This is a genomic window from Kribbella sp. CA-253562 (assembly GCF_050942265.1).
Lineage (GTDB): Bacteria > Actinomycetota > Actinomycetes > Propionibacteriales > Kribbellaceae > Kribbella.
Genome location: NZ_CP192049.1, coordinates 514568 through 540172 on the forward strand (window position 1 = coordinate 514568; position 25605 = coordinate 540172).

20 protein-coding genes are annotated in these 25605 nt (G+C 70.4%); 12 read left to right on the forward strand and 8 right to left on the reverse strand.

Features of this window, described 5'->3' with window-relative positions:
• The first annotated feature begins 71 nt into the window (after positions 1–71).
• On the forward strand, positions 72–1079 hold the full coding sequence (locus tag ACQPXM_RS02555; RefSeq protein ID WP_432944307.1) for a PseG/SpsG family protein: 1008 nt from the start codon (positions 72–74) through the stop codon (positions 1077–1079).
• Here ACQPXM_RS02555 and ACQPXM_RS02560 read toward each other — a convergent pair.
• Complete coding sequence (locus ACQPXM_RS02560; protein ID WP_432944309.1) at positions 1072–3321, reverse strand: hypothetical protein; 2250 nt, start codon at positions 3319–3321, stop codon at positions 1072–1074. The genes ACQPXM_RS02555 and ACQPXM_RS02560 overlap by 8 nt on opposite strands.
• 58 nt (positions 3322–3379) lie before the next feature.
• Complete coding sequence (locus ACQPXM_RS02565; RefSeq protein WP_432944311.1) at positions 3380–5635, reverse strand: hypothetical protein; 2256 nt, start codon at positions 5633–5635, stop codon at positions 3380–3382.
• Positions 5636–5773: 138 nt separating this feature from the next.
• On the opposite strand from ACQPXM_RS02565, the gene ACQPXM_RS02570 reads away from it, so the two are divergent.
• The 6 genes from ACQPXM_RS02570 to ACQPXM_RS02595 all read left to right on the forward strand — a co-directional run bounded on the left by ACQPXM_RS02570 (position 5774) and on the right by ACQPXM_RS02595 (position 13887).
• Positions 5774–6793, forward strand: a complete 1020-nt coding sequence (locus tag ACQPXM_RS02570) for a glycosyltransferase family 2 protein (protein ID WP_432944313.1) — start codon at positions 5774–5776, stop codon at positions 6791–6793.
• Between the two features lie 11 nt (positions 6794–6804).
• Positions 6805–7944, forward strand: a complete 1140-nt coding sequence (gene rffA, locus ACQPXM_RS02575) for a dTDP-4-amino-4,6-dideoxygalactose transaminase (RefSeq protein WP_432944315.1) — start codon at positions 6805–6807, stop codon at positions 7942–7944.
• Between the two features lies 1 nt (position 7945).
• Positions 7946–8743 carry an N-acetyltransferase gene (locus tag ACQPXM_RS02580; protein ID WP_432944317.1) on the forward strand — a complete coding sequence of 266 codons (798 nt, stop codon included), beginning with the start codon at positions 7946–7948 and terminating at the stop codon, positions 8741–8743.
• Positions 8744–8898: 155 nt separating this feature from the next.
• A complete protein-coding gene (locus ACQPXM_RS02585) occupies positions 8899–11229 on the forward strand; it encodes a glycosyltransferase (protein WP_432944319.1) in 2331 nt (776 codons plus the stop codon).
• A complete protein-coding gene (locus ACQPXM_RS02590; RefSeq protein WP_432944321.1) occupies positions 11229–12059 on the forward strand; it encodes a hypothetical protein in 831 nt (276 codons plus the stop codon). Before ACQPXM_RS02585 ends, ACQPXM_RS02590 begins: the two co-directional genes overlap by 1 nt.
• Positions 12052–13887: a hypothetical protein gene (locus ACQPXM_RS02595; RefSeq protein ID WP_432944323.1), complete on the forward strand. Its 1836-nt coding sequence runs from the start codon at positions 12052–12054 to the stop codon at positions 13885–13887. The genes ACQPXM_RS02590 and ACQPXM_RS02595 overlap by 8 nt, the downstream gene beginning before the upstream one ends.
• Positions 13888–14051: 164 nt before the next feature.
• Here ACQPXM_RS02595 and ACQPXM_RS02600 read toward each other — a convergent pair whose 3' ends face one another.
• Both ACQPXM_RS02600 and ACQPXM_RS02605 read right to left on the reverse strand, forming a co-directional pair.
• On the reverse strand, positions 14052–15548 hold the full coding sequence (locus tag ACQPXM_RS02600; protein WP_432944325.1) for a class I SAM-dependent methyltransferase: 1497 nt from the start codon (positions 15546–15548) through the stop codon (positions 14052–14054).
• Between the two features lies 1 nt (position 15549).
• Positions 15550–16503, reverse strand: coding sequence for a glycosyltransferase family 2 protein (locus ACQPXM_RS02605; RefSeq protein ID WP_432944327.1), 954 nt, complete (start codon positions 16501–16503; stop codon positions 15550–15552).
• 180 nt (positions 16504–16683) lie between these two features.
• On the opposite strand from ACQPXM_RS02605, the gene ACQPXM_RS02610 reads away from it, so the two are divergent.
• Both ACQPXM_RS02610 and ACQPXM_RS02615 read left to right on the forward strand, forming a co-directional pair.
• Positions 16684–17022 carry a GtrA family protein gene (locus ACQPXM_RS02610; RefSeq protein ID WP_432950929.1) on the forward strand — a complete coding sequence of 113 codons (339 nt, stop codon included), beginning with the start codon at positions 16684–16686 and terminating at the stop codon, positions 17020–17022.
• Positions 17015–17767 carry a hypothetical protein gene (locus ACQPXM_RS02615; protein WP_432944329.1) on the forward strand — a complete coding sequence of 251 codons (753 nt, stop codon included), beginning with the start codon at positions 17015–17017 and terminating at the stop codon, positions 17765–17767. The genes ACQPXM_RS02610 and ACQPXM_RS02615 overlap by 8 nt, the downstream gene beginning before the upstream one ends.
• A 55-nt stretch (positions 17768–17822) precedes the next feature.
• Here ACQPXM_RS02615 and pseI read toward each other — a convergent pair whose 3' ends face one another.
• From pseI to ACQPXM_RS02630, 3 genes are all read right to left on the reverse strand, one after another.
• Complete coding sequence (gene pseI / locus ACQPXM_RS02620) at positions 17823–18878, reverse strand: pseudaminic acid synthase (protein ID WP_432944331.1); 1056 nt, start codon at positions 18876–18878, stop codon at positions 17823–17825.
• Positions 18875–19399: a GNAT family N-acetyltransferase gene (locus tag ACQPXM_RS02625; protein WP_432944333.1), complete on the reverse strand. Its 525-nt coding sequence runs from the start codon at positions 19397–19399 to the stop codon at positions 18875–18877. The genes pseI and ACQPXM_RS02625 overlap by 4 nt, the downstream gene beginning before the upstream one ends.
• Before the next feature lie 120 nt (positions 19400–19519).
• Positions 19520–19825 (reverse strand): hypothetical protein, encoded by a 306-nt coding sequence (locus tag ACQPXM_RS02630; RefSeq protein ID WP_432944335.1) that lies wholly within the window; start codon positions 19823–19825, stop codon positions 19520–19522.
• A 100-nt stretch (positions 19826–19925) separates the two neighbouring features.
• On the opposite strand from ACQPXM_RS02630, the gene ACQPXM_RS02635 reads away from it, so the two are divergent.
• The 3 genes from ACQPXM_RS02635 to ACQPXM_RS02645 are packed head-to-tail and all read left to right on the forward strand — an operon-like array spanning position 19926 to position 23339.
• Positions 19926–21497, forward strand: coding sequence for a glycoside hydrolase family 10 protein (locus ACQPXM_RS02635; protein WP_432944337.1), 1572 nt, complete (start codon positions 19926–19928; stop codon positions 21495–21497).
• A gap of 20 nt (positions 21498–21517) precedes the next feature.
• A complete protein-coding gene (locus tag ACQPXM_RS02640; protein WP_432944339.1) occupies positions 21518–22453 on the forward strand; it encodes an RNA polymerase sigma factor in 936 nt (311 codons plus the stop codon).
• 22 nt (positions 22454–22475) lie between these two features.
• On the forward strand, positions 22476–23339 hold the full coding sequence (locus ACQPXM_RS02645) for an alpha/beta fold hydrolase (RefSeq protein WP_432944341.1): 864 nt from the start codon (positions 22476–22478) through the stop codon (positions 23337–23339).
• On the opposite strand, the gene ACQPXM_RS02650 is transcribed toward ACQPXM_RS02645, so the two are convergent.
• Positions 23332–25584 (reverse strand): hypothetical protein, encoded by a 2253-nt coding sequence (locus ACQPXM_RS02650; RefSeq protein ID WP_432944343.1) that lies wholly within the window; start codon positions 25582–25584, stop codon positions 23332–23334. The genes ACQPXM_RS02645 and ACQPXM_RS02650 overlap by 8 nt on opposite strands.
• Between the last annotated feature and the right edge of the window lie 21 nt (positions 25585–25605).

Here is a 25605-nt window from a genome sequence, read left to right on the forward strand (position 1 = left end):
TCCGGCGCCGGTCTTTCCGGCGACCCAGGTACGGTCTGGGCGTGACTGTGCGGATCGGTGTCAGGTGTGACGTGGGCCCCACGCGGGGGATCGGGCATGTGATGCGCAGTCTGGCGCTGGCCGAGGAGCTGGTCCGGCGGGGTGCCGAGGTGGTGTTCGTGTGCGACAGCCACACGGTGCCGTGGGCGGACGAGCAGATCCGGGGCCGGGGGATCGCGGTCGAGCCGGCGGTCTGGACCGCTGAGCAGCACCTGGAGCTGTTCGGGCGGCTGGGGCTGGCCGCGGTGGTGTGGGACTCCTACGACCTCGACCCGGCCGTCTTCGCCGCTGTCCGGGCATCGGGGCTGCCGTCGCTGGCGATCGTCGACGGCGGGTACGGCGGCGCGGTGGCCGACATCCTGGTCGACCAGAACCTCGGCTCCGAGCTGGACGCCCCGCAGCTGCCCGAGGGCGCGATCCGGCTGGCCGGACTCGACTACGTGCTCCTGCGCAACGAGATCCTCGAGCTGCGGCCCGCCGAGCCGCCGGCACCGCGCAGCGGCGGCGTACCGAAGGTTTTCGCGTTCTTCGGCGGTACCGATGCCTTCGGCGCCGGCCCGTACGTCGTCCAGGCGCTCGCGGCGACCGGTGTGCCGTTCGAGGCACTGGTGGTCGCGCCGGGTGACGAGCTGGCCGAGGCGATCGGAGCAGTGCAGCTGCAGCCGGGCCAGCACGTGGAGGTGATCGGTCCGACGTCCCAGCTGGCCAAGGCGGTCGTCGCGTCCGACCTGGTGATCAGCGCGTCCGGCACGTCCACCTGGGAGCTCCTGTGCCTAGGCGCGACGGCCGGCCTGGTCTGCGTCGTCGACAACCAGGTGATGGGCTACGAGCGCACAGTGGCCACCGGCGCGGCCGTCGGCGTCGGGATCCTCTCGGACCTCAAGGCTGACCCCTCACGCGCTGCCGCCGTACTCGGTCCGCTGCTGCAGGACCCGGCCGAGCGCGCCCGCCTGGCCGCCGCCGGGTGGCAGCTGGTCGACGGCCAGGGCCGCGTCCGCGTCGCGGATCACCTCTTCGAACTGCTGGCCCGGACTACCTGATCTCGTAGATCGTCGCGTCCAGCGTCGCGTGGCGGAGCCGGACGTACTGCTTGAGGTCGGGGGACACGTCGCCGGCTCGGTGGTCGGCGTACAGCCAGCGGACGCCGTAGCGGCGGAGGCGGTCGATGACCGGCTCGGAGGGGGAGCTGAAGGCGGCGTCGTTGGTGGCCAGGACCTCGCGGTTCCAGAACTGCAGGAGGCTGGGGTTGCCACCTTCGCTGACCGAGATGCGGTTGGCGCGGTTCGTGTAGGCCCAGCCCTCGACCAGGAGCTGCCGCTCGGACAGGGCGGCGATCCAGAAGTGGCGGCTGTCGCAGACGTCACCGCGTTGGACGATGCAGTGCGCGTTGGTCGCGACCAGGTCGTCGGGGCCGGTGTTCGCCTGCAGCCAGCGGGCCGCGTCGGCTTCGGCTGTGGTCGGTCCGCCGCCGGAGACCTTGCCGTAGATGACCAGCGTCGCCTGGTCGGACACGAGCGTCAGCAGGGGCAGTGAGGTCGAGCCGGCCATGCAAGCGGCGACCAGCGATGCCAAGGCTGCTGTGAAGAGACCACCGCTGCGGCGTCCGAACCTCCAGACGATGGACACGACCAGTCCGGCCACCAGCAAAGCCAGCAGGGTCAGCAGGAACGGCACCTTCACGCCGGCCACGCCGGCCGAAGCCACTCTGGCCAGTCCGGCGCCGAGCAGCCCCAGACCGGCCGCCGCACCCACCAGTACGCCGCTGCGCCGGTCGCCCAGCTTGTCGGCCAGCCGGGCCAGTCCGAGGCAGGAAAGCACCGCCAGGAAGGGGAAACCGGTCCGGTAGAAGTAGACCTGGCTGACACCGGGCTGCGACGTGAGCACGCTCGCCGCGAAGCCGCCGATCGCCGCACCGGCCAGGAACACCACTCCGGGATCACGCCAGAACCTGCGGAGGAACAGCACTCCGACCACCGCCAGACCCCAGGCGGCGGTAGTCGTCGCCGCACTGAGCAGTTGCGCGGCCCGGTCGACCCCGGTGCCGTGCCGCAGCGCGGCGTACGGCTGGAGCTGGATGAAGAGCTGTCCGGGCTTGATCTGCAGGCCTGACGACTCACCACCGAACACGGCGATCGCCGCGGCGACGAAGATCACCAGCACGATCAGTCCGCCGATCAGGGCCCGTCCGGTCGAGCGCCGGGTCGCCAGCCGAGCCAGGAAGACCAGTCCGAACCCGCAGACCGCCAGCGGGAGCACCGTCGCCTTGGCGCCCGACGACGCCAGCGCGACCAGGACGAACAAAATCCACCGGCTACCCACCGGCCGGGCCCGCAGCTGATCGACAGCCAGTACGGCGAGCAGCAGGGCCAGCATCATGCCCAGGTTCTGCGTCGGGCTCAGGTACTGGCTGGAGGCCATCGAGATGTTGCCCAGCGAGATGTCGTGCAGCGGCTGCAGCGTGCCACCCACTCCGGCGAGCAGTACGGCGAACGGCCCCGCCCAGACCGCGGCTGGGTGCGGCTCCTCACCGGGTTTCACCAGGAAGCGCTGCGTGAGGGTGAAGACCAGTGCGCAGCCGGCCAGAGCCAGCGGGATCCAGAGCAGCGAGTAGAGCAGATTGGTCAGGTCGATACCGGTCGACCAGGACGTCGCCGCGGCCACCTGGTGGAAGAAGGTGTGGTACTTCATCGGCTCGCCGAAGACCCACAGCGGCACGATCGGTACGTCGCTCTTCGCACTCGCCGCGAGCGCCTGGTGGAACGCCATGTCCGGGAAGCTGACGTTCGGATCCGTGTACGCCGGTGCGTAACGCCCCGGGCCCTTCGCGTACATCAGCAGCAGCACCAGCGCTGTGGATACTGCCAGCAGCCAGGCGGTGAGCGGCGCGAGCGGAGCCTCCACCCGGCGCCACACCCGAGCCCGGACGTCGCTGTCGACCACTCCGACGACCAGGACGATCGGTGCCCACAGCCAGGACCAGCGCTGGAGTCCCACGGACGAGCTGGCCAGATAGACCAGCAGTTGCGCCGACGTACCGACGGCGAAGCCGGCTGCGCAGTCCTCGACCAGGTTGCGGCGGTAGGCGCCGATCAGCCGCCACAGCACCAGGCCGGGCAGGCCGACGCCGAACAGGACGAAGGCGGTGAACTTCAGTACGTCGAGCACCGGCGCGTGCCGGTCCATCATCACCAGCGTCAGCACGGCGATCGGGACGGCGGCGAGCAGGCCCGCGAGCGAGCCGGCGCCGCGTTCCCTCGGCCCGCGCCGCCTCGCCTTCGACATGCGCGTCACCTTAATCGGGCTAGACCACGAACAGGTACACGACCGTCACGACCAGTGGTCACGGCAACTCGTAGATCAGCGCGTCGGGTGCGGCGTAGCGCAGGGTCGCCAGGGCGTTCAGGTTCTGCGAGACGGCGGTCTGCGTCGGGTCGGCGTACAGCCAGCGCACGCCGTACTTGGTGCGCAGCAGCCGCAGGTTGTCGCGGGTCGGCGAGACGAACGCCCGGTCGTTGTCCTCGAGCTTCTGCTCGTCCCAGAACGGCAGGCCGTTCGCGCTCTTGCCGGTGGCGGCGACCAGGTCGTTGATGGTGTTGGTGTAGCCCCAGCCCTCGACCAGCACGTGCCGCTCGGACAGCGCGGCGATCCAGAAGTGCCGGACGTCGCAGCCGGAAGCGTTTTTCATCGCGCAGTGCGCGTTGGTCGCGATCAGGTCGGTCGGCGAGGTGTGGTCGCGCAGCCAGTGCGCGGCGTCGGTCTGGGTCTGCGTCGGCCCCAGGATGTTCTTGTCGCTCAGCGGCTGCAGCTCGACTTGGCGGTAGTTGAGCATGGTCTGGACCGGCAGCAGCAGACCCGCGCCCATGCCGGCGAGCACGAACGACGCCATCGCGATCCGGCTCGGCCGGCCGCGGCGCTTGGCCAGCTTCCACAGCCCGGTGACCAGCCCGGCGACCACGGCGAGCAGCAGGATCGTCCACACCCAGGGCGCGACCAGACCGGTCAGGGTGCCGTCCGGACGGCGGAACGGCCTGCCTTCGCCCGGATTCGCCTTGGTGATCGCCCGGGCCAGGAACGTCGCGCCCGCGCCACCGAGCACCGAGGCGAGCACAGCGATCCCGGACCGCCGGTCGGCGAACCAGAAGACCAGCATCCAGGCACCGGCCGCAGCCAGCGCCGCGATCACCGGTACGGCGGTGCGGTGGAAGTACATCTGGCTGGTCCCGGGCTGGTCGGTCAGCACCATCCCGCCGAACCCGGCGATCGCGATGCCGACCAGGAAGATCATTCCCGGGTCGCGGAACCAGCGGGCCGTCGTACCGGCCAGCACCAGCAGGCCGGCCGAGCCGAGCAGCAGCGACAGGCAGACCACGATGCCGCTGATCCACATCGCGCCGTGGTCGTACTCGCCCCAGCCGACCTCCTTGGCCACCAGCGGGTAGACGCCGATCTTGGCGAAGGTGACCCACGGCCGGACCGCGAGCCCGGAGGAGTGGTTGCCGAACACGACCACGATCGCGCCCAGGAAGACCGCGCTGAGCACGCCGATCAGCACCAGCGCCCCGGTGGCGAACCGACGGTAGAAGAGCCGGATGAACAGCACCAGCCCGAGGCCGCAGATGATCAGCGGCAGCACGGTCGCCTTGGAGCCCGACGCCGCGACGCCGATCAGCACGAACAGCACCCACGTGCCGGGCGCGCTGCGGCCGCGGAGCAGGTCGACGCCCAGCAGGGCCATCAGCGCGAGCAGACCGCCGCCCAGGTTCTGCGTCGGGCTGCCCCAGACGTAGTTGGTCAGGCCCTCGGCCGGCAGGGTCACGGTCGGGTAGGCGTTGACCGTGCCGCCGATGCCGGCCACGGCGACCGCGAGCGGGCCGGCCCAGCGGGAGCCCGGGGCGATCCGGTCGGTCAGCGCGAAGATCAGCGCGCACCCGGCCAGCAGCAGCGGGACCCAGCCGATCGTGTAGACGAGGTCGGTCAGGTCCACCCCGGTCGCCCACGACGTCGCGGCGGTGAACTGGTGCCAGAAGTAGTGGTAGTCCATCTGCTCGCCCTGCAGGTACGGAGCCTGCAGGGGGAAGTCGTACTTCGCGCTCGCGGCCAGCGCCTGGTGGAAGGCCATGTCCGGCGAGTTCGAGCGGGCGTCGGTGTACGGGGCGGGGACCAGGTTGCGGTAGCGGCCGGTCGCGTAGATCGGCAGCAAACAGGCTCCCGCGACCAGCCAGGCGGTCAGCGGGTTGACCGGACGCTCCACGCGGCTCAGGCAGCGCCGGCGCCACGACGGTACGGCGACCGCGAGCATCAGCACCGGCACGACCCACAGCCAGGCCCACTGCTGCAGACCGAGCGGCGCGACGGCCATGTAGACCAGCAGGAGCACGGAGACGCCGACCAGCGAGCCGGCGGCGAAGTCCTCGATCAGGTTGTGCCGGAACGGGCTGGCCAGCCGCCACAGGATCGTGCCCGGCAGCGTGATGCCGAAGATCCAGAACCGCAGCAGCCGGACAATGCTGTCCTGCGAGGCGTGCCCGGCCATCAGCCAGATCAGCACCCAGGCCAGGACGGCGCCCGCCGCGAACTTGAGTACGAGACCCAGCACCCGGCGCCACGGCAAGGCTTTTGGCTCGGGACGCGGCGGGGCACCTGGGAAGCTGGGCGCTCCGAGCGTCATGGTTGGCACGAAGGAAGATTAGCCGGGGTCACCGGGCACACTGGGCCTCACGGGAGGGAGGTGCCGATGCGAGCCGACGGAACGGCAGTCGCCGAGTCCGCTCCACCAGTGCTGTCCGTCGTCGTACCGATGTACGACGAACAGGAGGTCCTGCCGATCTTCTTCGAGCGGATGCGCCCGCTGCTCGACGGTCTGGGCATCAGCTACGAGGTGGTGGTCGTCGACGACGGCAGCCGCGACGCGACGGGCGCTCTGGTGACCGCCGCGAGCAAGACGTGGCCGCAGCTCCGCCTGGTCCGCCTGCTGCGCAACTCCGGGCACCAGGCCGCGTTGTCGGCAGGTTTTCGCCGGGCTCGCGGCGAGTACCTGGTGACGATCGACGCCGACCTGCAGGATCCGCCCGAGGTGATCGCGGAGCTGCTGGCCGCCGCGCGGGACTCCGACGTCGATGTCGTGTACGGCGTCAGGTCCGACCGGTCCAGCGACACCTGGCTGAAGCGGACCACCGCGCGGATGTACTACCGGCTGATGTGCCGCCTGGTCGGCCGGGAGATCCCCTTCGACGCCGGCGACTTCCGGCTGGTGTCGCGGCGCGTGATCGACGCGGTGAACGCGCTGCCCGAGGACGGGCGGGTGTTCCGGCTGGTGATCCCGTGGCTGGGCTTCCCGAGCGCCGAGGTCGAGTACGTGCGCGCCGAGCGGGCGGCGGGCGTGACCAAGTACAACCTGCGCAAGATGGTCGGGCTGGCCTTCGACAGCGTCACGGCGTTCTCGGCCGCGCCGCTGCGACTGGCCACCTGGCTCGGTCTGCTCGGTGGACTGGTCTCCTGCGCGGTGGTGGTCGGCGCACTGGTGATCAAGCTGGCCGGACGCAGCATCCCGGGCTGGACGTCGACCGTGCTGGCCGTCGGAGTGATCGGTGCGATCCAGCTGCTCTGCCTCGGCCTGCTCGGCGAGTACGTCGCCCGGTTGTTCCAGTCCAGCCAGAAGCGCCCGCAGTTCCTGGTCGGCTACGACAGCCTCGAGGATCCGGGCCACCACACCTACGCCGAGGCGCTCGAATCCAGCGATCCCGAGCAGCGGTAGGCTCCCTCCTCATGCCGGACCCCATCCCCTTCTCCAAGGCCTACCTGGTGGGCGATGAGCTCGCCTACGTGAACCAGGCCTTCTCCTCGGCCGCGGTCGTCGGTGACGGGCCGTTCACCGCGCGCGCGACCGAGCTGGTCACCAAGCTGACCGGCGGGCTCGGGTCCCTGCTGACCACGTCCTGCACGCACGCGCTGGAGATGACCGCGCTGCTGCTCGACCTGTCGCCCGGCGACGAGGTGATCATGCCCTCGTTCACCTTCGTTTCGACCGCCAACGCCTACGCGCTGCGCGGCGCCGTCCCGGTGTTCGTCGACGTCCGGCCGGACACGCTGAACCTGGACGAGACCCAGGTCGAGGCGGCGATCACCGACCGCACCAAGGCGATCGTGGTGGTGCACTACGCCGGCGTCGCGGTGGCGATGGACGAGATCCTCGCGATCGCCGCCAAGTACGGCGTGGTCGTGATCGAGGACAACGCGCACGGTCTCGGCGGCACCTACAAGGGCCGCCCGCTCGGTTCGCTCGGGCTGATGGCGACGCAGTCCTTCCACGGCACCAAGAACGTGCACTGCGGCGAGGGCGGCGCCCTGGTCGTGAACGACACCGACCTGCTGCACCGGGCCGAGATCATCCGCGAGAAGGGCACCAACCGCAGCGCGTTCTTCCGGGGCCAGGTGGACAAGTACCGCTGGGTCGACATCGGTTCCAGCTACCTGCCGGCCGACCCGCTGGCCGCGTTCCTGACCGCCCAGCTGGAGCGGTTCGACCAGATCCAGGCGCCCCGGCTGGCGATCTGGGACCGGTACGAGCGGGAGCTGGCCGACTGGACCGCCGCGCACGGCATCGGCGTACCGGCCGTGCCGGACGAGTGCGTGCACCCGGCGCACATGTACTACCTGCTGATGCCGACCCACGAGCACCAGCTCGGCCTGATCGCGCACCTGCGTGAGCGCAACATCACCGCGCCGTTCCACTACGTGCCGCTGCACTCGGCTCCGGCCGGCGAGCGGTACGGCCGGGTCGGCCCGGGCGGCTGCGAGGTCACCGAGCGGATCAGCGGCCAGCTGGTCCGGCTCCCGCTGTTCAGCCAGCTGACCGAGGAGGAGCAGACCCGCGTGATCGACGGTCTGCTCTCCTACCCGATCTGAGATGGGCTGGTACGACGCGCTGGAGGCCGGTGAGCTGACCAGCAGCCCCTCGGAGTACGAGACGAAGCGCTTCGGCGTCTCCGTGGACCGGGTGACCGTCTCCGCCTCGGCCGGTACGCCGCTGGAGGAGGTGCTCGCCGCGGTCGACAAGTCGACGGCCGACGTCGTCGTCCTGCGCTACCCGGCCCGCGAGGTCTCCTGGTTCGCCGCACTGGCCGCCGGACGCCGTACGGCGGTGCTGGCGGACTCGCTGGTCTACTGGTCGCTCCCGGTGGGCAAGGGCCGCCGTCCGGCGCCGCTGGCCGGGTTCACCGCCGGGCTGGAGACGGCGATCGAGGACGACCTGGTCGACGACCTGGTGGCGGACATCTTCGGCGACTACGGGAACCACTACTGCGCCAACCCGCTGTTCGACCGGGCGCTGGCACTGGCCGGTTACCAGGAGTGGGCCCGGCGCAGCATCGCTGCTCAAGGCGCCGTCGTACTGCGTGGGCCGGACCGCCGGGTGCTCGCACTGGCGACCGTCGACCAGCAGGCGTCGTGGACCGAGATCGAGCTGGCGGGCGTCGTACCGGCCGAGCAGGGGCGTGGACGGTACGCGCACCTGCTGGCCGCGGTCGAGGACGCCAGCACCGCCAAGCGGCTGGTGATCTCGACGCAAGGGCACAACACCGGGGTCCAAAGGGCGTGGGCGCGTTACGGTTTCGAACCGGTTCACACCTTGCTGACCGTGCATCTGGTGAACGAAAAACAAAATCTCCGCCAAGACGCCCAGCGGCTCCACAAGCAGGTCGGGTGACTACTCAGCGGTGCTAACATGACCGGCGATGGATCACTGGTCGCCGCCCGGACCTTGGTTGCTCCGGCGCTGTGTGCCCAGGCAGCATCGGGTCAGGCGGTAGTGCCGACCAGGATGTCGACCGACCGCCGACTGAGCCGAGGAGATTTGCCGTTGTGACGCCGCGGCTGAGTGTCGTTGTGCCCTTCTACAACGTCCGCGACTACATCGGGGACTGTCTGGACTCGATCGCGCGGCAGACCTGGACGGACTTCGAGGCGATCCTCGTCGACGACGGATCGCCCGACGACAGCGCCGCGATCGCCAAGGAGTTCTGCGACCGCGACCCGCGGTTCCGGATCGTCGCGCAGGAGAACCAGGGCCTCGGCCCGGCGCGCAACACCGGCGTCCGGCACGCCCAGGGCGAGTACCTGACCTTCGTCGACAGCGACGACCTGGTCACCCGGCACGGGTTCGAGAAGCTGATCCGCACGCTGGACAGCAGCGGCTCGTCGTTCGCCGGCGGCAACGCGCGCCGGTTCAACAACAGCTCCGGTGTGCGGCCGTCGTGGATCCACCGGCTGCCGTTCGCCCGGGACCGGATCGCCACCCACGTGATCGAGACCCCGGACCTGATCCTGGACCGGATGGCCTGGAACAAGGTCTACCGGCGGTCGTTCTGGGACGAGTACGGCTACCAGTTCCCGGCGATCCGCTACGAGGACTACCCGGTGACGCTGAAGGCGCACCTGGACGCGGTCACCGTCGACGCCCTCGCCGTACCGGTCTACTACTGGCGCGAGCGGGAGTCCGGCGAGTCGATCACCCAGCAGAAGTTCCAGCTGGGCAACATGGAGGACCGGGTCCGGTCGGCCGAGATGGTGATGGACCTGGTCGAGACCGGTGACACCCTGCGCGAGGTCCGCCGCCGGGTGCACGGGCACTTCACCCAGATCGACCTGCTGACGCTGATGATGGCGTTCGGCGCCGCCCCGGCCGAGGAAGAGCAGAACCTGCTCAAGCTGGCCCGCCGGCTGATGGACCGGCTGGACGACTCGGTCCTGGCGCGGGCGCACAGCTACGACCGGATCCAGCACTCCGCGCTGGCAGCCGGCGACATCGACCTGCTCCGCCGGCTGGCCCACTTCCGCAACGAGGGCGGCCTGCGCGGCGGCGCCCGGGCGCTGTCCCGTCCCGGCCGGCCGTGGCAGTTCGAGCACAACTACCCCGGCGTGCAGGACCAGAACCCGTCGGTCTCGCGGGAGCTGTACCGGCTGCCGATGAAGGACCTGACGCTGGCCACCAGCGTCCGCGAGGTCAGTTGGCTCGACGACGGCTCGCTGTCGGTCAAGGGCACCGCGGAGATCCGGCACCTGGAGACCAAGACGTCGTCCAACCTGCGGATCGCGCTGGTCGTCGGTGGCGCCGAGACCCCGTTGGCCGTCCGCCGGTACGACGCGATCGACACCCACGGCGACCCGGCCCTGGTCGGCTTCGAGGTCCGCCTCGACAAGACGCTGCTCGGCAACATCAAGGGCACCGGCGCTCCGGCGCACTTCATGGTCCGGCTGCGATCCGGACGCCTGCGCCGGCACGGCAAGCTGCGTGGCCAGCGCCCGGGCAGCCCGGGCTGGCCGCCGGGTGCCTGGATCGACAGCGCCAGCTGGATCCAGCCGGGTCCGGGAGCCGACGGCGCCTTCGTGCTGCGGCGCATGGTCGACCCGACCCGGCTCACCGCGGTCAGCCAGACCGCGGACGCCCTGGTCCTGCAGGGTCGCGTCCCCGCGACGCTGGAGGAGCCGAAGCTGCGGGTGACCCGGCCGCTGGCCGGCAAGGACCAGGAGCTGCCGCTGACCTTCGGTGGCGACGGCCGCGACTTCACCGTGCGGATCCCGGTCCGGCCGATCATCGAGGACACCAACCCCGACGACCCGTTCACCCAGCGCACCACCTGGGCGTTCAAGATGGTCGGGACGAACGACTCGAAGCTGCTGCTGTGGACCGCTGCGCCGCAGGCCGTGCACCACCTGGCCGACGGCCGGATGGTCACCCTGACCCGCTCCACCGGCGGTTACGTCAACCTGCACGAGGCCCCGCTGCGGCTGCCCGCCGAGCACGCCAATGTGGTTGCCGGAAGCAACGGCATGGAACTGCGGATCGACGGTCCGGTGCTGGCCGGCGACGGCTACACGTTCAGCTGGCGGCGTTACCTGGACGACTCCGACGAGCACGCGGACGTGGTCTGCCGGCTGAGCGTCGAGGACGGCCGGTGGACCGCGGTCGCCGATGTGGCCGACCTGATCCCGACCGACGTCGTGGTGAACTCCTCGGACCCGCTGGCCAGCCTGGCCGACTGGATCCTGTTCGCGACCGGTCCGGACGGCGCCGAGCACGCGGTGCAGTGCGAGCCGTTCCTGTCCGGCCGGCTGCCGATCGAGGTCGAGCAGTCCGGTCACACCGCCGCGCTGCGCCCGCACGCCGGCACACTCCACCTCGAGGTCCGCTGATGCATCACCACAACCACTACTACGGCCAGGCGCACATCCTGGCCCGGTACGCCGGCCTGGACGACCAGTACCCGCCCCGCCTGCGCGGTTACCTGCAGCACGGCTGGAACATCGCCGACGGCTGGAACCCGGTGCACGAGTTCTACGACGGCGCGTGGCGGTTCACCTGGAGCGACGGACCGCGACGCCGCGGCCACGCGCTCGGCCGGCGCAACTACCACAGCATCGGAGCGCCGTTCCTGTACCTGCAGGAGCTGGAGCCCGAACTGGGCGCCGTCCCGGAGGAGGAGCGCGAAGGCACGCTGTGGTTCCTCTTCCACGGCTGGGAGGGCGGCAAGATCCAGGGCGACCACAAGCGCCTGATCGACGAGATCCGCGAGACCGAGCCGGGCCCGGTCACCTTCAGCCTGTACTACACCGAGTACGACCGGCCCGAGGTGCGCAAGTCCTACGAGGACGCCGGGTTCCGGGTGGTCTCGTTCGGCCGCCGCGGGTTCTCCTACGAGGGCACCGACCCGAAGTTCCTCTACAAGCAGCTGGCCGAGCTGCGCAAGCACAAGCGGGTGGCGGCCAACCGGCTGTCGACCGCGATCTTCTACGGGATCGCCGCCGGCTGCGAGGCCGCGGTGTACGGCGACCCGATGGAGATGGAAGGCGAGAACCCGCTCTTCGGCGGGCAGAGCCGGATCGCGCGGCTGTGGCCGGAGATGCTGGGCAAGGAGCTGGACATGGACGCCGCCCGGGCGACCACCGACCTGGAGCTGGGCGTGCCGTGGATGATGCCGCCCGCGGAACTGCGCATGTTGTTCGATTGGAGAGAGCGTGTCTGACAACCAGCTGGCCGTCGAGGTCGTCCGCGGCGAGATGCAGCCGTGGAGCGACTACTCCGGCAAGCGGGGGGCGGTCCAGGGCCCTGCGCTGCGCGCGCTGCTCGCGGACGTCCTGCCCGACGGGGCACGCACCCTGATCGTCGGTCCGCACGGCGCCGACCTGATCGAGGCGGTCGTCGCCAAGGCGTCCGAGGCGACGCTGCTGGTCCGCTCGGTCTCCGACGCGGGTGAACTGGCCGAGACCTACGGCGACCGCCTGCAGGTCGTCGCCGGCGCGCTCGACGGGCTCGCCGAGGCCGGGCGCCCGGCGTACGACGTGGTCGTGGCCGCGGACGGCCTGGACCGGGTGATCGGCTACGACAGCCCGGACCTGAGCTGGCCCCAGCGCCTCGACGCCCTGGCCGCCGTCACGTCGCCCGACGCGGTCGTGGTGCTGGGCCTGGAGAACGAGTTCTCCCTCACCACCGTGCTCGACCGCCGCCCCGCCGACCAGCGCCACGGCGACGACGAGTGGCGCCCGCTGCACGACGACCCGGCCCGGCCGGTCTCCACGACCCAGCTGGTCGCCGAGCTCGACCGCGTAGGCCTCACCGGCGCCACGGCGTACGCCGCCTTCTCGGTCGCCGAGACTCCGCACGCGCTGGTGTCGACCGACGCAGCCGCCGCGGCGCGCCCCGGTCAGCTCCCTGCCCGCCTGGCAGTGGAAGCCCTCGAGGCCGCCTCCGCGGTGGTCCCGCTGCTAGCCCCCATCGCCGAAGCCGCCGACGCCGCCGCCCGCGCCGGACTGCTTGCTTCCACGCCGACCGGCTGGATCGCCGTACGGGGTGCGGCGCCGAAGCACGCGGTGTACGCCCAGACGACGGGCTACCCGGCGGTGCTCACCGCTGACCCGGACGGTGACAAGTGGACAGTCGCACTGACCGCAGCCTCTTCTGAAGAAGCTCCGGCAGCCGCCGGCGCCGACCAGGCAGCGGCCTCTTCCGCCGCATCGCAGGCGTACGCGGGCCTGCTGTCCTTCGACGCCTCGGTCGTTCCCTCGACCGTTCCCGGCGGTGTGACGGCTGAGACGCTGCTCTTCCGCCTGGCCGCAGCCGAAGACGTGCCGGGCTTCCGCGACCTCGCCGGCCGGCTGGGCGACTGGGCCCGCTCGCAGACCGGCAGCCGCGTGCTTCCCCGCTGGGACGACGTGGTGGTCGACGGCGACAGCTTCGCCTTCGGCCCCTCGGCCTGGGTGACCGTCGCCGAGGAGACCGAGCAGGACCGCCTCGCCGCCGCGTGGGCGCGGTTCCACGAGCGCCTGATCGGCGCCCACCGCCGCCACCCGTGGCCGCCGTGGATGGTCGGCGACGACCTGGTGTCGGCCTGGCTGGCGATGTCCGGCATCGACGCCCCGGCGCAGACCCCGGCGACCAGCCCCGACACGCCGTCCGTCTCCACCGCCCAGATTGCCCGGGGCAAGGAACTGGCGAACGCCCTGGCCGCCGCCCTCGGCGTACCGGCTGACGCGTCGCAGACGCCCGACCTGCGCACCGCGCTGGCCGACGCCGAGCGCGCCGCGCAGGAGGTGCACGAGCTCAAGGGCCAGATCTTCGGCCTGGAGCGCACGCTGGGCTTCCGCGACAAGGCGCTGAAGACGCGCGAGACGCGGCTGCGCGAGATGCGGACGCAGGTGCAGAAGGCGAACGCGGAGCGCACCAAGCTGAGGAACTCGCGGGCGTACTCGGCGGTGAAGCTGATCCGCAAGGCCGCGCAGATCCGGAACCCGCGCAAGTTCGCGGGCAAGGTCAAGCGGCGCGTGAAGCGTCAGCTGCGAGAGAAGCTGGGATAACTTCTCGCAGCGTCCAGCCGGGCTCCTCCTGTCAGGAGCCCGGCTGTTGCTTTTCTGAGCTTCACCAGCAACCCGCCTGCCCACATCCCACCGCGGGCTTCAACGGTTACTGCGGTGGGGTGACGAGGTGCCGCCGCGATGGTGCGCGTACGGCCGCACGTTGGTCAGCTCGGGCGGCGGGCGATCAGGAGTTGGTGGGTGTCGGGCCAGTCGACCGGCGTGCCGTCGGGGGTGGTGAGGGTGGCTACCGGGGCGATGCGGTTCTCGATCACCCAGTCGTTGCGCCAGGGCTTCGAGGACGGGTCGACGGTGAAGCCGGCGGACTCGGTGATGGTGGTCCAGTCGGGGTAGCTGAGGCCGCAGAACTGTTCGTGGGTTTCGCTCAGCCAGTTGTCGACGTAGTCCTTGCGGGTCAGGAAGTCCATCGCGTCGGCCAGCCGCAGCACCGGGTGGCCGGCGCGGATCGTGTACTCGAAGGGGACGCGGGCGTTGCGCCGGAAGTCCTGGGCGAACTGGAAGAAGCGGGCCCGGGTGGACAGCGCGCTGACGTGCGCGGCGGGATCGGCCAGCGCCTCGAGGTCGACCGGCTCGGTGGGGTTGAGCCCGTCGGAGTCGTCCAGCGCCAGTACGACGGGGCGATCCGGCTCGGCCGGTCCGCAGACGTCGGAGTTGATCCAGACGCCGTCGGGCGCGGTGTGGGCGAAGAGGCGGTCGACGAAGCGCTGGACGGTCTCCCGTCGCGAGCCGTCGGCGTACGACCAGATCTCGTGGGTGAGCGCCAGGGTGAGCGTGGTGTCGATCGAGCGGGGCGGGAAGACGGCCGCGCCGAGCATGTTGCGCTGGTAGAAGTAGACGTTGGGATTGCTGAAGAACCCCTGCTCCTTCTTGTGCACGCACTCGGCGTACAGGTGTCGCGCGACCTCCACGCCGATCAGGTCGGACTCGTGGAACCGCGGGTCGGCGTCGACCAGTTGCAACGTCGCGCCGGTCGCGCAGCCGATGTCGAGGATGCGCCCGGGGCGCACGAAGTCCTTCAGCTGCGACCATTTCCGGTCGGCCGCGGTCTCGAAGGCGTCGGCGTAGGTTTTGTAGTCCCGGGTCGTTGTCAGCCCGCCGTCGTCCCCGACCACCGGGTCGTTGACACACCGCCGGACCTGCGCGTCCAGGTGATAGCGATCGAAGACGTCGACGGTCGCGGGATGGGCCAGTGTCCGCCACCCATTGTTGCCTGCGGCAATCATGAGTAACACGTCCCACGGTCGCGCCTGACCTTCGGGCTCGACGCCGATCACCTGGAAACCAAGGCGTTCGTACAGCTTCGCGACCTCCGGCGTCGAGCAGGCGACCACCGTGTTGCCCGGCTCCAGCCGGACCTGGTCGTCGGTGCCCGCCTCGATCGCCTTCACCGTCACCTCGGCGAAGTCGTCGGTCGGCGGCGTGTCCACCACGCCGACCACCAGCGACCGCAGGCCGGTCGCCACGCTGAACCGCTCGATCGCCGCCTCGCGCCGGTGGAACGGGATCGGGTTGCGCTTGGTCGTGTGGTGGTTCGCCGACGTCACGGCCCAGACGACCGTCGTACCGGCCGGTGCGGCCTGGGTCAGGAACTCCGCCTGGAAGCGGGTCAGCACGTGGTGCCGCCCGGGAAAGAGAAGGTACACGTCAGTCGGTCTCGGTGGTGATGTCCGGGTGGGCGTCGCCGTCGGTCCGTTCCCGGATCACGTACGTCGGCCGGCCCATCGAGCCGGAGTGCAGCCGGCCGACGTACTCACCGAGTACGCCGAGGGCGAGCATCTGGGCGCCGGAGAACAGCGCCACCATCGAGGCGATCGTGGTGAACCCGGCGACGGTGGTCGCGCCGACGGCGTACTTGTAGATGATCACGCCGAACAGCCCGACGCCGAAGACCGCGCAGATGAAGCCCAGGTAGCCGACCAGGCGCAGCGGTTCGGTGGAGTAGCCGGTGATCAGCGTGAGGGCATGCTTCATCAGCATCCAGGTGGTGTAGTTCGACCGGCCCTCGGCCCGGTCCTCCATCCGGACCGTGGTCTGCGCGATCCGTGTCGTGGACCACGACAGCGCCACGTCGACCGACGCGTGCGGCCCGTCCAGCCCGTCGAACCCGTCCCGCAGGAAGGTCCGGAACGCCCGGAACGCGCTGATCGACTTCGCGTTCTGCACCGACAGCGTGGAGGCCATCGCGGCCTTCACCATCCGGGACGCGAACGACCGGACGACACCGTGCTCCTCGTCCTTCGGTACGCCGTACACGAGGTCGACGTCGTCGGTCAGGGCCTGGAGCAGGAGCGGCACCTGGTCGGCCGGGTGCTGCAGGTCGTCGTCCATCGTGACGACCACCTCGTACCGCGCGCTGCGCACGCCGGCGATCAGCGCGTTGTGCTGGCCGTAGTTGCGGGCCAGGCGCAGGGCGCGGGTCTCCGGGTACTTGTTCGCCAGCTCGCTGGCCACCTGCCAGGTGTCGTCCGGGCTGCCGTCGACCACCAGCACGATCTCGAACCCGGTGGTCGCCTCCGGCAGGACGTGCGACAGGTCCTCGACCAGGCGCGGCAGGGTCTTGGCGGACCGATAACATGGCACGACGACGGAGACGAGCACTGCTTGCCCTTCGGAAGGTGACGCTGCGGAGGCGGCGGCCTGGGTGCTTCCGCCGTAGCGATTATCCCACTGCTGAGAGGCACCGCCATTTCCGTCGCGCAACTGCCGGCCAAACTGCTCGGCGACCACCGCGTCCGCTACCTGCTCGTCGGCGCCGGCACGAACGTCCTGTACTTCGGCCTGTTCTGGCTCGGCTGGCACCTCTTCGAGGGCATCCTGCCGTACCTGGTGGTCACGGCGCTTGCGAATCTCACCACCGCGCTGGTCGTGTACCCGGCGTACCGGACCTTCGTCTTCCAGTCGCGAACCAGCTGGCCGCGAGGCTTCGCCAAGTTCTACACCGTCTACCTGTTCGGCCTCGGCTGCTCCCTGGTCGGCATGCCCCTGCTGATCGAACTCCTCGGCACACCGGTCCTGCTCGCCCAGGCCCTGGTCATCCTGCTGGTCCCGGTGGCGTCGTACCTGCTCCACCGCTTCTGGACCTTCCGCGACGCGTCCCACACTCCGGTTGATGCATAGGTACGCCGGGAAGTTGTCCTGGGCACTGGTTCTGCTCGCCGTAGCAGCCTGCTCGAACCCCACGCAGGCGCCGGTCGCCGGATCGTCACCCTCCTCAGCAGTCACCTCGCCGACCGCGCCGGCCAGCGCCACTGACGGATCACCCGCGACCTTCCGCTTCGACGAAGCCAAGCTGATGTCCGCCCTGCCGACCACGTACCGGGGCCGGCCGATGGACCGGTTCCGCTACTTCATCGACTTCCGGACCACTCGCCCTCGAGACGACCCGTGGAACGGGCAGCCGGTGGCCCCGGAGTCGTGCCGTAAGGCGATCCTCGTCGGAGTCCCGTCCGGTGGGATCGACGGGTTCCGGTCCGACACCCCGGCGGTGACGGCGAACCTGAACCCGCCGACGCCGGTCGGCGACGGTCTGGTGAACGTGCGGCTGTACGAGCTCACTGGGGCAGAGGCGGTGCGGTATCAGCGGCAGCTTCCGCGGCCGGCCCCGGAATGCCGGCAATTCACTGTCGGCTCCGCCGGGCGTGGCTCGATCGTCGAGCGCGCACTGCCCGAGTTCGGGCCGAGCTCGCGCTATGTCGTCAGAACCTACCCAGTCTCCGGCCGCACGTGGACCGAGCGCATCCTGCAACTGCAGACGCCGCGCTTCGCTCTCGAGGTCCGGCTGTACGGCACCGACGTCAGCGAGCGCGACCTGCTGACCTTCGCCCGGCAGACGCGAGCACTGGCGGCCCGCAAACTCGGCTGAGCAAGATGAAGGGGCTCCGGGCAGGTTGCCCGGAGCCCCTTCACTGGCAGCTGGTTTACAGCACGTCCCAGGTCAGCGGGGTGCCCTTCGGGGTGTCCTGGCGGAACTCGCGGCCCTCGACCGAGGTGAAGGCGTCCGGCGGCAGGCCGCCGGCCGGGCGGACCGAGCGGACGTTGTCGGGGGCAACCTTCTCGCCGGCCTTGACGTCGCGGGTGACGTACAGCGAACGGCGGAAGCGCAGCACGTTCTGCTCGGCCTGCTTCGGGCCGACGACGGGCTCGCCGAGGGCCTGCTGGGCGACCTTCGTGCCCTCGACCAGGGCCTTGACCTCGTGCGGCTCCAGCGAGAACGCCGAGTCGACACCACCGTCGGCGCGCGACAGCGTGACGTGCTTCTCGATCACCGTGGCGCCGAGGGCGACGGCCGCGATCGCGGCGCCGATGCCCATCGTGTGGTCGGACAGGCCGATCTGGACGCCGAGGGCGTCGCGCAGGACCGGGATCGAGCGCAGGTTCGACTGCTCCGGCGGGGCCGGGTAGCTGGCGGTGCAGGACAGCACGACGATCTGCTCGTTGCCGGTGGAGCGTGCCGCGCGGACCGCCGCGTCGATGTCCATCAGCGTCGCCGAACCGGTGGAGATGATGATCGGCTTGCCGGTCTCGGCCATCGCGCGGACCAGCGGCAGGTCACCGATCTCGTTCGACGCGACCTTGTACGCCGGGACGTTCAGCTTCTCCAGGAAGTCGATCGCGGTCGGGTCGAACGGCGACGAGAAGGCCAGCATGCCGAGCGAGTTGGCCAGCTCGAAGATCGGCTCGTGCCACTCCCACGGGGTGTGCGCCTCCTGGTACAGGTCGTACAGCCGCGCGCCGCCCCACAGTTCGTGCTCCGACGGCAGCCGGAAGGCCGGCAGGTCGACGTCGAGCGTGATCGTGTCGGCGGTGTAGGTCTGCAGCTTCAGCGCCTGGACGCCGGTCTCGGCCATCGCCCGGACGATGTCCTTGGCCCGCTCGATGTCGCCGTTGTGGTTGCCGGACATCTCGGCGATGACGAACGGCTGGTGCTCCGGCCCGACCGGGACGTCACCGAAGTTGATCGTGGAGGCACTCATGAGTTTCCCTTCGGCTTGCGCCGGTTGTTCTTGTTCAGGCTGATCGGCAGCACGGTGATCTCCCGGCCGTCGGAGTAGCGCGTCTGCGGCTCACCTTCGACGAATTTGAACCGCCGGTTCATCTGCCGGACCACGGTGTTGTGCTCGAGCACCTCGCCGTACAGGTCGTCCAGGCCGAGCTCGTCGAAGGCGTACGCCGTGGCGTCCTTCATCACCTCGATCCAGGCCGGCAGGGTCTCGCCCCGCTCGGCCAGGCCCTCGGCGTCCAGGAAGAACCCCCAGGCGCCGGTTTTCGGGCTGGCGTCCAGCTCGAGGTCGAAGAAGTTGACCACGCCGGCGACCACGCCGTCGCGTTCGTAGATCAGCACCCGGCGGGTCGGGTCGACGCTCGCCTTGGCCCACCAGGCCAGGTGCTCGTCGGCGCCGATCTCGTGGGAGTTGATGCTGACGTCGCGGTTGGGCTGCTGGTTGCGCAGGTCCCGGATGATGTCGACGTCGCCGTCCGTGGCCGTGCGCAGCACCTGTCCCGCCCTCTCGGTTCACCGGTTGGATCCGGCCACCACGGTACCGGCTGCGCACCACCGGGAGCGATCCGGTCGCCAGACGTGGATCGTGTGGACCGATCACGGCCGGTTATGGCGTCAGTCGGCGGCGATCTGGAGCGCGATCACCAGTTCGGCGACGACGGCGGCCAGACCGGCGTACAGCCAGCCCGGGCGGGGCTTGCCGTGCGCGCGGAGGAAGGTCGCGAGCAGCGCGACCGGCAGGGTGAGCAGCGGCCCGAACAGCGCCAGCTTGAACGGCAGTTGGCCGTACGCGCAGGACCCGCTGGTCGCGCCGCCGGTGCACGGTGACGTCGGGGTGAGGGCCAGGATGCCGAAGAAGACGGTGACGCAGGTGCCCAGCAGGAGTGCGTGCAGGCCGAGCGCCGTGACGATCGATCGCATGGCGCGGACAGTAGCCGCTGAGCGGTTCGACGTCTTCAAAGCCGAGCCCGGATGTGTAAGTATCTTTCGATCTCGTCCCGCTGAGTAGTTGGAGAGTGACATGAGAGCCTGGCGTGTGGTCGGAGTCCTCGGAGTCGCGGTGGGGTTGCTGGTCGGCGGTCTGACCAGCACCAGTACGGCGACCGCAGCACCTGCGAGTGGATGCACGCCGGATCCGAAGACCCCACTTCGGCAGTTCCGTGCGACCTGGGTCTCGTCGGTGGTCAACATCGACTGGCCGTCCCGGACCGGGCTGTCCCCGGCGCAGCAGCAGGCCGAGCTGATCGGCTGGCTCGACGACGCCGTCCGGCAGCGCCACAACGCCGTCGTACTCCAGGTCCGTCCGACCGCCGACGCGTTCTGGCCGTCCGCGATCGAGCCCTGGTCGCGCTACCTGACCGGCACGCAGGGCGGCGATCCCGGGTACGATCCGCTGGCCTTCGCCGTCGCCGAGGCGCACGAGCGCAACCTCGAGCTGCACGCCTGGTTCAACCCGTATCGGCTCTCGATGGGCACGGACCTCAACGCGCTGGTCCCGACGCACCCGGCCCGGCAGCACCCCGACTGGGTCGTGACGTACGGCGGCAAGCTCTACTACAACCCCGGCATCCCCGCAGCCCGCCAGCTGGTCGAGGACGCGATCATGGACGCGGTGTCGAAGTACGACATCGACGGGGTGCACTTCGACGACTACTTCTACCCGTACCCGGTGGCCGGCCAGCTCTTCGACGACGCCGCGACGTACGCCCAGTACGGCGCCGGTTTCCCGACCGTCCAGGACTGGCGGCGTCACAACATCGACCTGCTGATCCAGGAGCTGCAGCAGCGGATCAAGGCCGCCAAGCCGTGGGTGAAGTTCGGCATCTCGCCGTTCGCGGTGTGGCGCAACAAGGGCACCGACCCGCTCGGCTCCGACACCACCGCCGGCGTGCAGACCTACGACGACCTGGCGGCCGACACGCGCAAGTGGGTCCGCGAGCAGTGGATCGACTACATCGTGCCGCAGGTCTACTGGGCCGGGGGATTCGCGCCCGCGGACTACAACAAGATCGTGCCCTGGTGGGCCGAGCAGGTCCGCGGCACCGACGTGCATCTCTACATCGGCCAGGCCACCTACAAGGTCGGTACGTCGACGCAGTCACCTGACTGGGCCGACCCGAACGAACTGAGCGACCACCTGGCCTTCAACAGCACGATCCCCGAGGTGAAGGGCGACATCTACTTCTCCGCCAAGGACGTGCGCGCGGACCGGCTCGGTGCGACCTCCTTGCTCAACAGCACCTGGTACACCCGGCCCGCACTGGTTCCGGTGATGCCGTCGCTCGACGCCCGGCCGCCGCTCCCGGTCCACTCCCTCAAGGCCGCCCGGACCGCCGGCGGCGTCGAACTCCAGTGGCGCGCAACCTCGAAGGACACCACGTCGTACGCCGTCTACCGCCGCGACCTGACGGCCGGTGACTGGTGTGCCGACAACGACGCGCGCAACCTGCTGGCGACGATGCGGTCCACCGGCGGTCAGCAGACGTACGTCGACACCACGGCCGTTGCCGGACGCCACTACCTGTACCTGGTCACCGCGCTGGACCGCGGCTGGAACCAGAGCGTCCCGCTGCCCGCGGCCGTCGTTCGCTGAGCCGAGCAATACTGGAGGACGTGGACGCAGACCTGACCCGCAGTGCCCAGGCTGGGGACGTCACAGCTCTCGGGACACTGCTGGTCAGGCACCAGGCAGGCATGCGGGCAGTAGCGCTCAGCCTGCTCGGGCACAGCCCCGACGTGGACGACGTGCTGCAGGACGCGGCACTGACGGCCCTCCGGCGGATCGGTGACGTCCGTGACCCGTCGGCTGTCGGTCCCTGGCTCCGGATGGTCGTCCGCAACGCCTGCCGGACCCGGCTGCGCAGCATGACCTACCCGCTGTCCGTAGAAGAGCTCGCGCTGGTCGCACCGGACCTCACGCCGGAGCAGCAGCTCGATCACCACGCGCTGCGGGACTGGATCTGGCACGCGATGGAGCAGCTGCCGCCGCAGACCCGGCTCGCGATCATGCTGCGCCACTTCAGCACCAGCGTCACGTCGTACCAGCAGATCGCCGCGGCCTGTGGTGTCCCGATCGGCACGGTCCGGAGCCGGCTCAGCTTGGGACGAGCCCGGCTCGCCGACGCCCTGCTGGCGACGGCCGACTCGGCCCACGGCGATGCCAGCGCGCTGGTGGCGGCCAGTGAGCAGGAGGCGCGGGAGACGCTGGCTGCTGCCGAGCGTGGTGAGTTCAGCGCGGTCCTGGACGAGCGGTGGTCGCCGGAGGTCGCTCTGCTCGGTGGCCCGGAGCCGATCATCGGGCACGACTTCCTCGACCGGGGTATGGACAGCGACCTGTCGGCCGGTGTCCACCAGCGCGTCGCCCACGTGGTGGCCAGCCGGGACCTCGCGATCTGGGAGATGGACATGCTCAACCCGGCCGACGACCCGGAGCACTGCCCGCCGGCGGTCACTTGGCTGATGTCCCTGGACAACGGCCGAGTCCAGCAGCTCCGGCTCTTCCATCCGCCGCGTGTGTCCGGCCTCACACCGGAGCCGGTGAACCAGTAGGGCAGTTTTCCGTCTTGTCCGCATGACTACTCACACCATCGAGGTCGGCGGCATCGCCCAGCGCTACCACGTGCACGGCACCGGACCGATCTGCATCGCACACTCCGGCGGCCCGGGCGTGGACTGGGAGTACCTGCGCATGCCCGCCGTCGAGCAACACCTCACTGTCGTCTACCTCGAGCCGCTCGGCACCGGCGGCTCCGGCCGGCTCCCGTCGCACCCGGACGGCTACACCCGCGACCGGTACGCCGACGCCGTCGCGGCCGTGATCGACCACCTGGGCGGCGGGAAGGTCCACCTGCTGGGCCACTCGTACGGCGGGTTCGTGGCCCAGCACTTCGCGCTGAAGTACCCGGGCCGCCTGGCCGGCGTGATCCTCTACGAAAGCGCTCCGGTGACCGGTCCCGAACACGTCGCCGAGGCGATGCGCAACGTCGGGGAGTTCGCCGCCAGGAACGCGGACAACCCAGAGCTGCCCGGCGTACTGGCCGCTCTGGAGTCCACCGGCAGCATCTCGACCGACGAGGAGTTCGTGACCGCGATCCGCGGCCTGATGCCGGCGTACTTCGCCGACTACTGGGGCCGCGAGCAGGAGTTCGCCCCGCTGCGCGCCCGGGTCAGCGGCTCGCACATCTCCGGCGTCGACGAGCACGGCGTACCGGATCTCATCGACGACGGCGAGGTGCTCAACGGGATCATCGAGCCCACGCTGGTGATCGGCGGCCGGTACGACGTGATCTGCGGCCTGCGCTGGGCCGAGGAGCTCGCCAAACTGATCCCCGGCGCCGAGCTGTTGGTCCTGGAGCACAGCGGCCACTTCGGGCACGTCGAGGAGCCGGAGCTCTTCGCCGACGCGGTCGTCGACTTCGTGAAGCGCGCTAGCTGATCGGCGCCGAGCCCTTGCTCACCCGGGGCGGGTAGAGCTGGTAGACGCGGACCGTGCCGGACTGGAACCGCAGCCCGGCCAGCTTCTCCAGCTCTTCCGGCACCGGGTTCACGCGGTCGTCGGCGAGCAGCCAGCGGACGCCGTACTGACTGCGCAGCCGGTCCAGGATCTCCCGGGTCGGCGCGGTGAAGGCCTGGTCGTTGACCTTCAGCTTCTCCTTGTCCCAGAACGGCCCGTACGACGCCTCGGTCGAGGTCCGCACGTCGCTCGCCTTCGCGGTGTAGGACCAGCCCTGGACCAGCACGCGGCGTTCGGCGTACCCAGGGATCCAGAACGAACCGGTGTGGCAGCGCGGACCGGTCGGCGCGTGGCAGTGGATGTTGGTCGCGATCAGGTCGTCCGGCGCGGACTGCCGCCGGATGAACCGGGCTGCCTCGATCCCGCCGGGGGCGATCGAGTCGTACGCCGTCTGCGGCGGGAACGCGAACTGCCGCAGACCGACCACCGTCGGCGAAACGGTCAGCCCGAGCAGCGCGGACACGGTGATCACCGCCCAGGTCCGGGCCGACCGGGTGCGGATGCTCAGCCCGAAGACGACGATGCCCGCGGCGGTCAGGATCAGCGCGGCGACGAGTGGTTCGGTGAAGATCTTCTCCAGGCAGCCGGTCGTGCGGCAGTCGCGGATCAGCGTGTTGGTCTGCGCGCGGCCCATGTAGATCGCGGCCGCGCCGATGGCCAGGGCCGGGCCGACCACGACGTACTGGCGGCGCTCCAACGACGCCAGACCCCACGCGGCCAGTAGAACCCCATAGATGAAGGCGGTTCGGGCGAAGAAGACCTGGGCCTGGCTGTAGTGGTAGAGCAGGCTGGCGGCGGCAACAGCCCCGACCAGCCCGGCCAGGAGCATCACCACCATCGGGTCGCGCGGCAGCCGGCGCCGGATCAGCAGGGCGCCGGCAGCGGGCATCAGCCAGCCGATCGCCACCGCGGCGATCACGATCAGCAGCACCGGGCGACCGGGCTGGACGGACGGGTCGACGCCGCGCAGCATGCCGTCGAGCATGGTGCGGTAGGTGCCGGCCGGCTTGTACTGCATGCCGTGGGTCGCGCCGCGCAGGACGACGAAGAAGTTGAAGGCGTACGTCGCGGCGACCAGCCCGCCGAGCACCAGCGCCCGCAGGTTGAGGCGGCGGGCCGCGACGGTCAAGTAGATCCAAGCGGCGGCCAGGCCGGCGGCGTACACGGGCAGTGCGGTGGCCTTGCTGATCGACAGGACGCCGATCAGGATCGCGGCGACCAGGAAGAGCCCGGTGAGCTGCTTCCTGGACTGGCCCGGTGGGCGTCGCAGGAGCTGAGCGGTGACGGCGATCAGCGGCAGCATGAGCACGGTGGAGAAAGCCTGGGTCGGGCTGATCATCTGGCCCATCGACAGCGGGCTGTCGTGGTACTGGGTGTGGGTGACCGTCCAGCCCCACGGACCGAGGTCTCCGGCGAGCACGGTGAGGCCGGCGGCGATCGGTGCGGCGACGGCCCGGCCGGTCAGCACCATGCCGACCGCGGCGGCGCCGAGCGCGGTCAGCAGCAGGAACGCGAACGGGACCACCCGCTGGGTCAGCACGTCCAGCTCGATGCCGGTGATCCAGTGCGCCGAGGCGCTGTGGTTGTAGGCCATCCAGTGGTACGTCAGCGGTTCGCCGGCGACGTACGGGACCTGCGGCGGGAAGTGGTGGGTCAGCTCGGCCGCCAGCGACAGCTGGAACGGCGAGTCCGAGTTGGGTCGCAGGGCAGCCGGTCCGTCGAGCGGGATGAGCCGTGAGCCGACCCGGACGAACCAGGCCGCGACGATTCCGGCCACGACCATCACCCCGGCCACCGACCACCAGGGCGTCGGCTTGCCGGCCGTGCCCGCCCGGCCCGGCACGGCCAGGAAGAGGCCGAGCGCCAGCGCCGGCATCACCAGCGCGATCAGCGGGATGTCGAGCCAGCGGCCGAGCGGGTAGATCAGGACCTCGCAGGCCAGGCCGAACGCCGTACCGAGCACGGCGTCGACCGCGAACCAGCCGGTGCCACCGGTGAGCCGCCGCCAGAACATCGTGCCCGGCACTGCAATGACCACCAGCAGGTAGCCCAGGTACGCAGCCGCGACCCAGGGCGGGTGCGCCTGCAGGCCGACGAACCACCCCAGCGGCAGCACCGGCAGACTCGCCAGCGCCGCGACCGTCGTCGCCCGGCCCGGTCGGCTCACCCCGTGCTCCCCTCCGTCGTC

Bases quoted from the DNA above. Each gene is read 5' to 3' on its own strand.
- ACQPXM_RS02615 (WP_432944329.1), top strand. From the start codon at position 17,015: ATGCATAGGTACGCCGGGAAGTTGTCCTGGGCACTGGTTCTGCTCGCC.
- ACQPXM_RS02580 (WP_432944317.1), top strand. From the start codon at position 7,946: ATGGGCTGGTACGACGCGCTGGAGGCCGGTGAGCTGACCAGCAGCCCC.
- pseI (WP_432944331.1), bottom strand. From the start codon at position 18,878: ATGAGTGCCTCCACGATCAACTTCGGTGACGTCCCGGTCGGGCCGGAG.
- ACQPXM_RS02630 (WP_432944335.1), bottom strand. From the start codon at position 19,825: ATGCGATCGATCGTCACGGCGCTCGGCCTGCACGCACTCCTGCTGGGC.
- ACQPXM_RS02560 (WP_432944309.1), bottom strand. From the start codon at position 3,321: ATGTCGAAGGCGAGGCGGCGCGGGCCGAGGGAACGCGGCGCCGGCTCG.
- ACQPXM_RS02590 (WP_432944321.1), top strand. From the start codon at position 11,229: ATGCATCACCACAACCACTACTACGGCCAGGCGCACATCCTGGCCCGG.
- ACQPXM_RS02635 (WP_432944337.1), top strand. From the start codon at position 19,926: ATGAGAGCCTGGCGTGTGGTCGGAGTCCTCGGAGTCGCGGTGGGGTTG.
- ACQPXM_RS02645 (WP_432944341.1), top strand. From the start codon at position 22,476: ATGACTACTCACACCATCGAGGTCGGCGGCATCGCCCAGCGCTACCAC.
- ACQPXM_RS02570 (WP_432944313.1), top strand. From the start codon at position 5,774: ATGCGAGCCGACGGAACGGCAGTCGCCGAGTCCGCTCCACCAGTGCTG.
- rffA (WP_432944315.1), top strand. From the start codon at position 6,805: ATGCCGGACCCCATCCCCTTCTCCAAGGCCTACCTGGTGGGCGATGAG.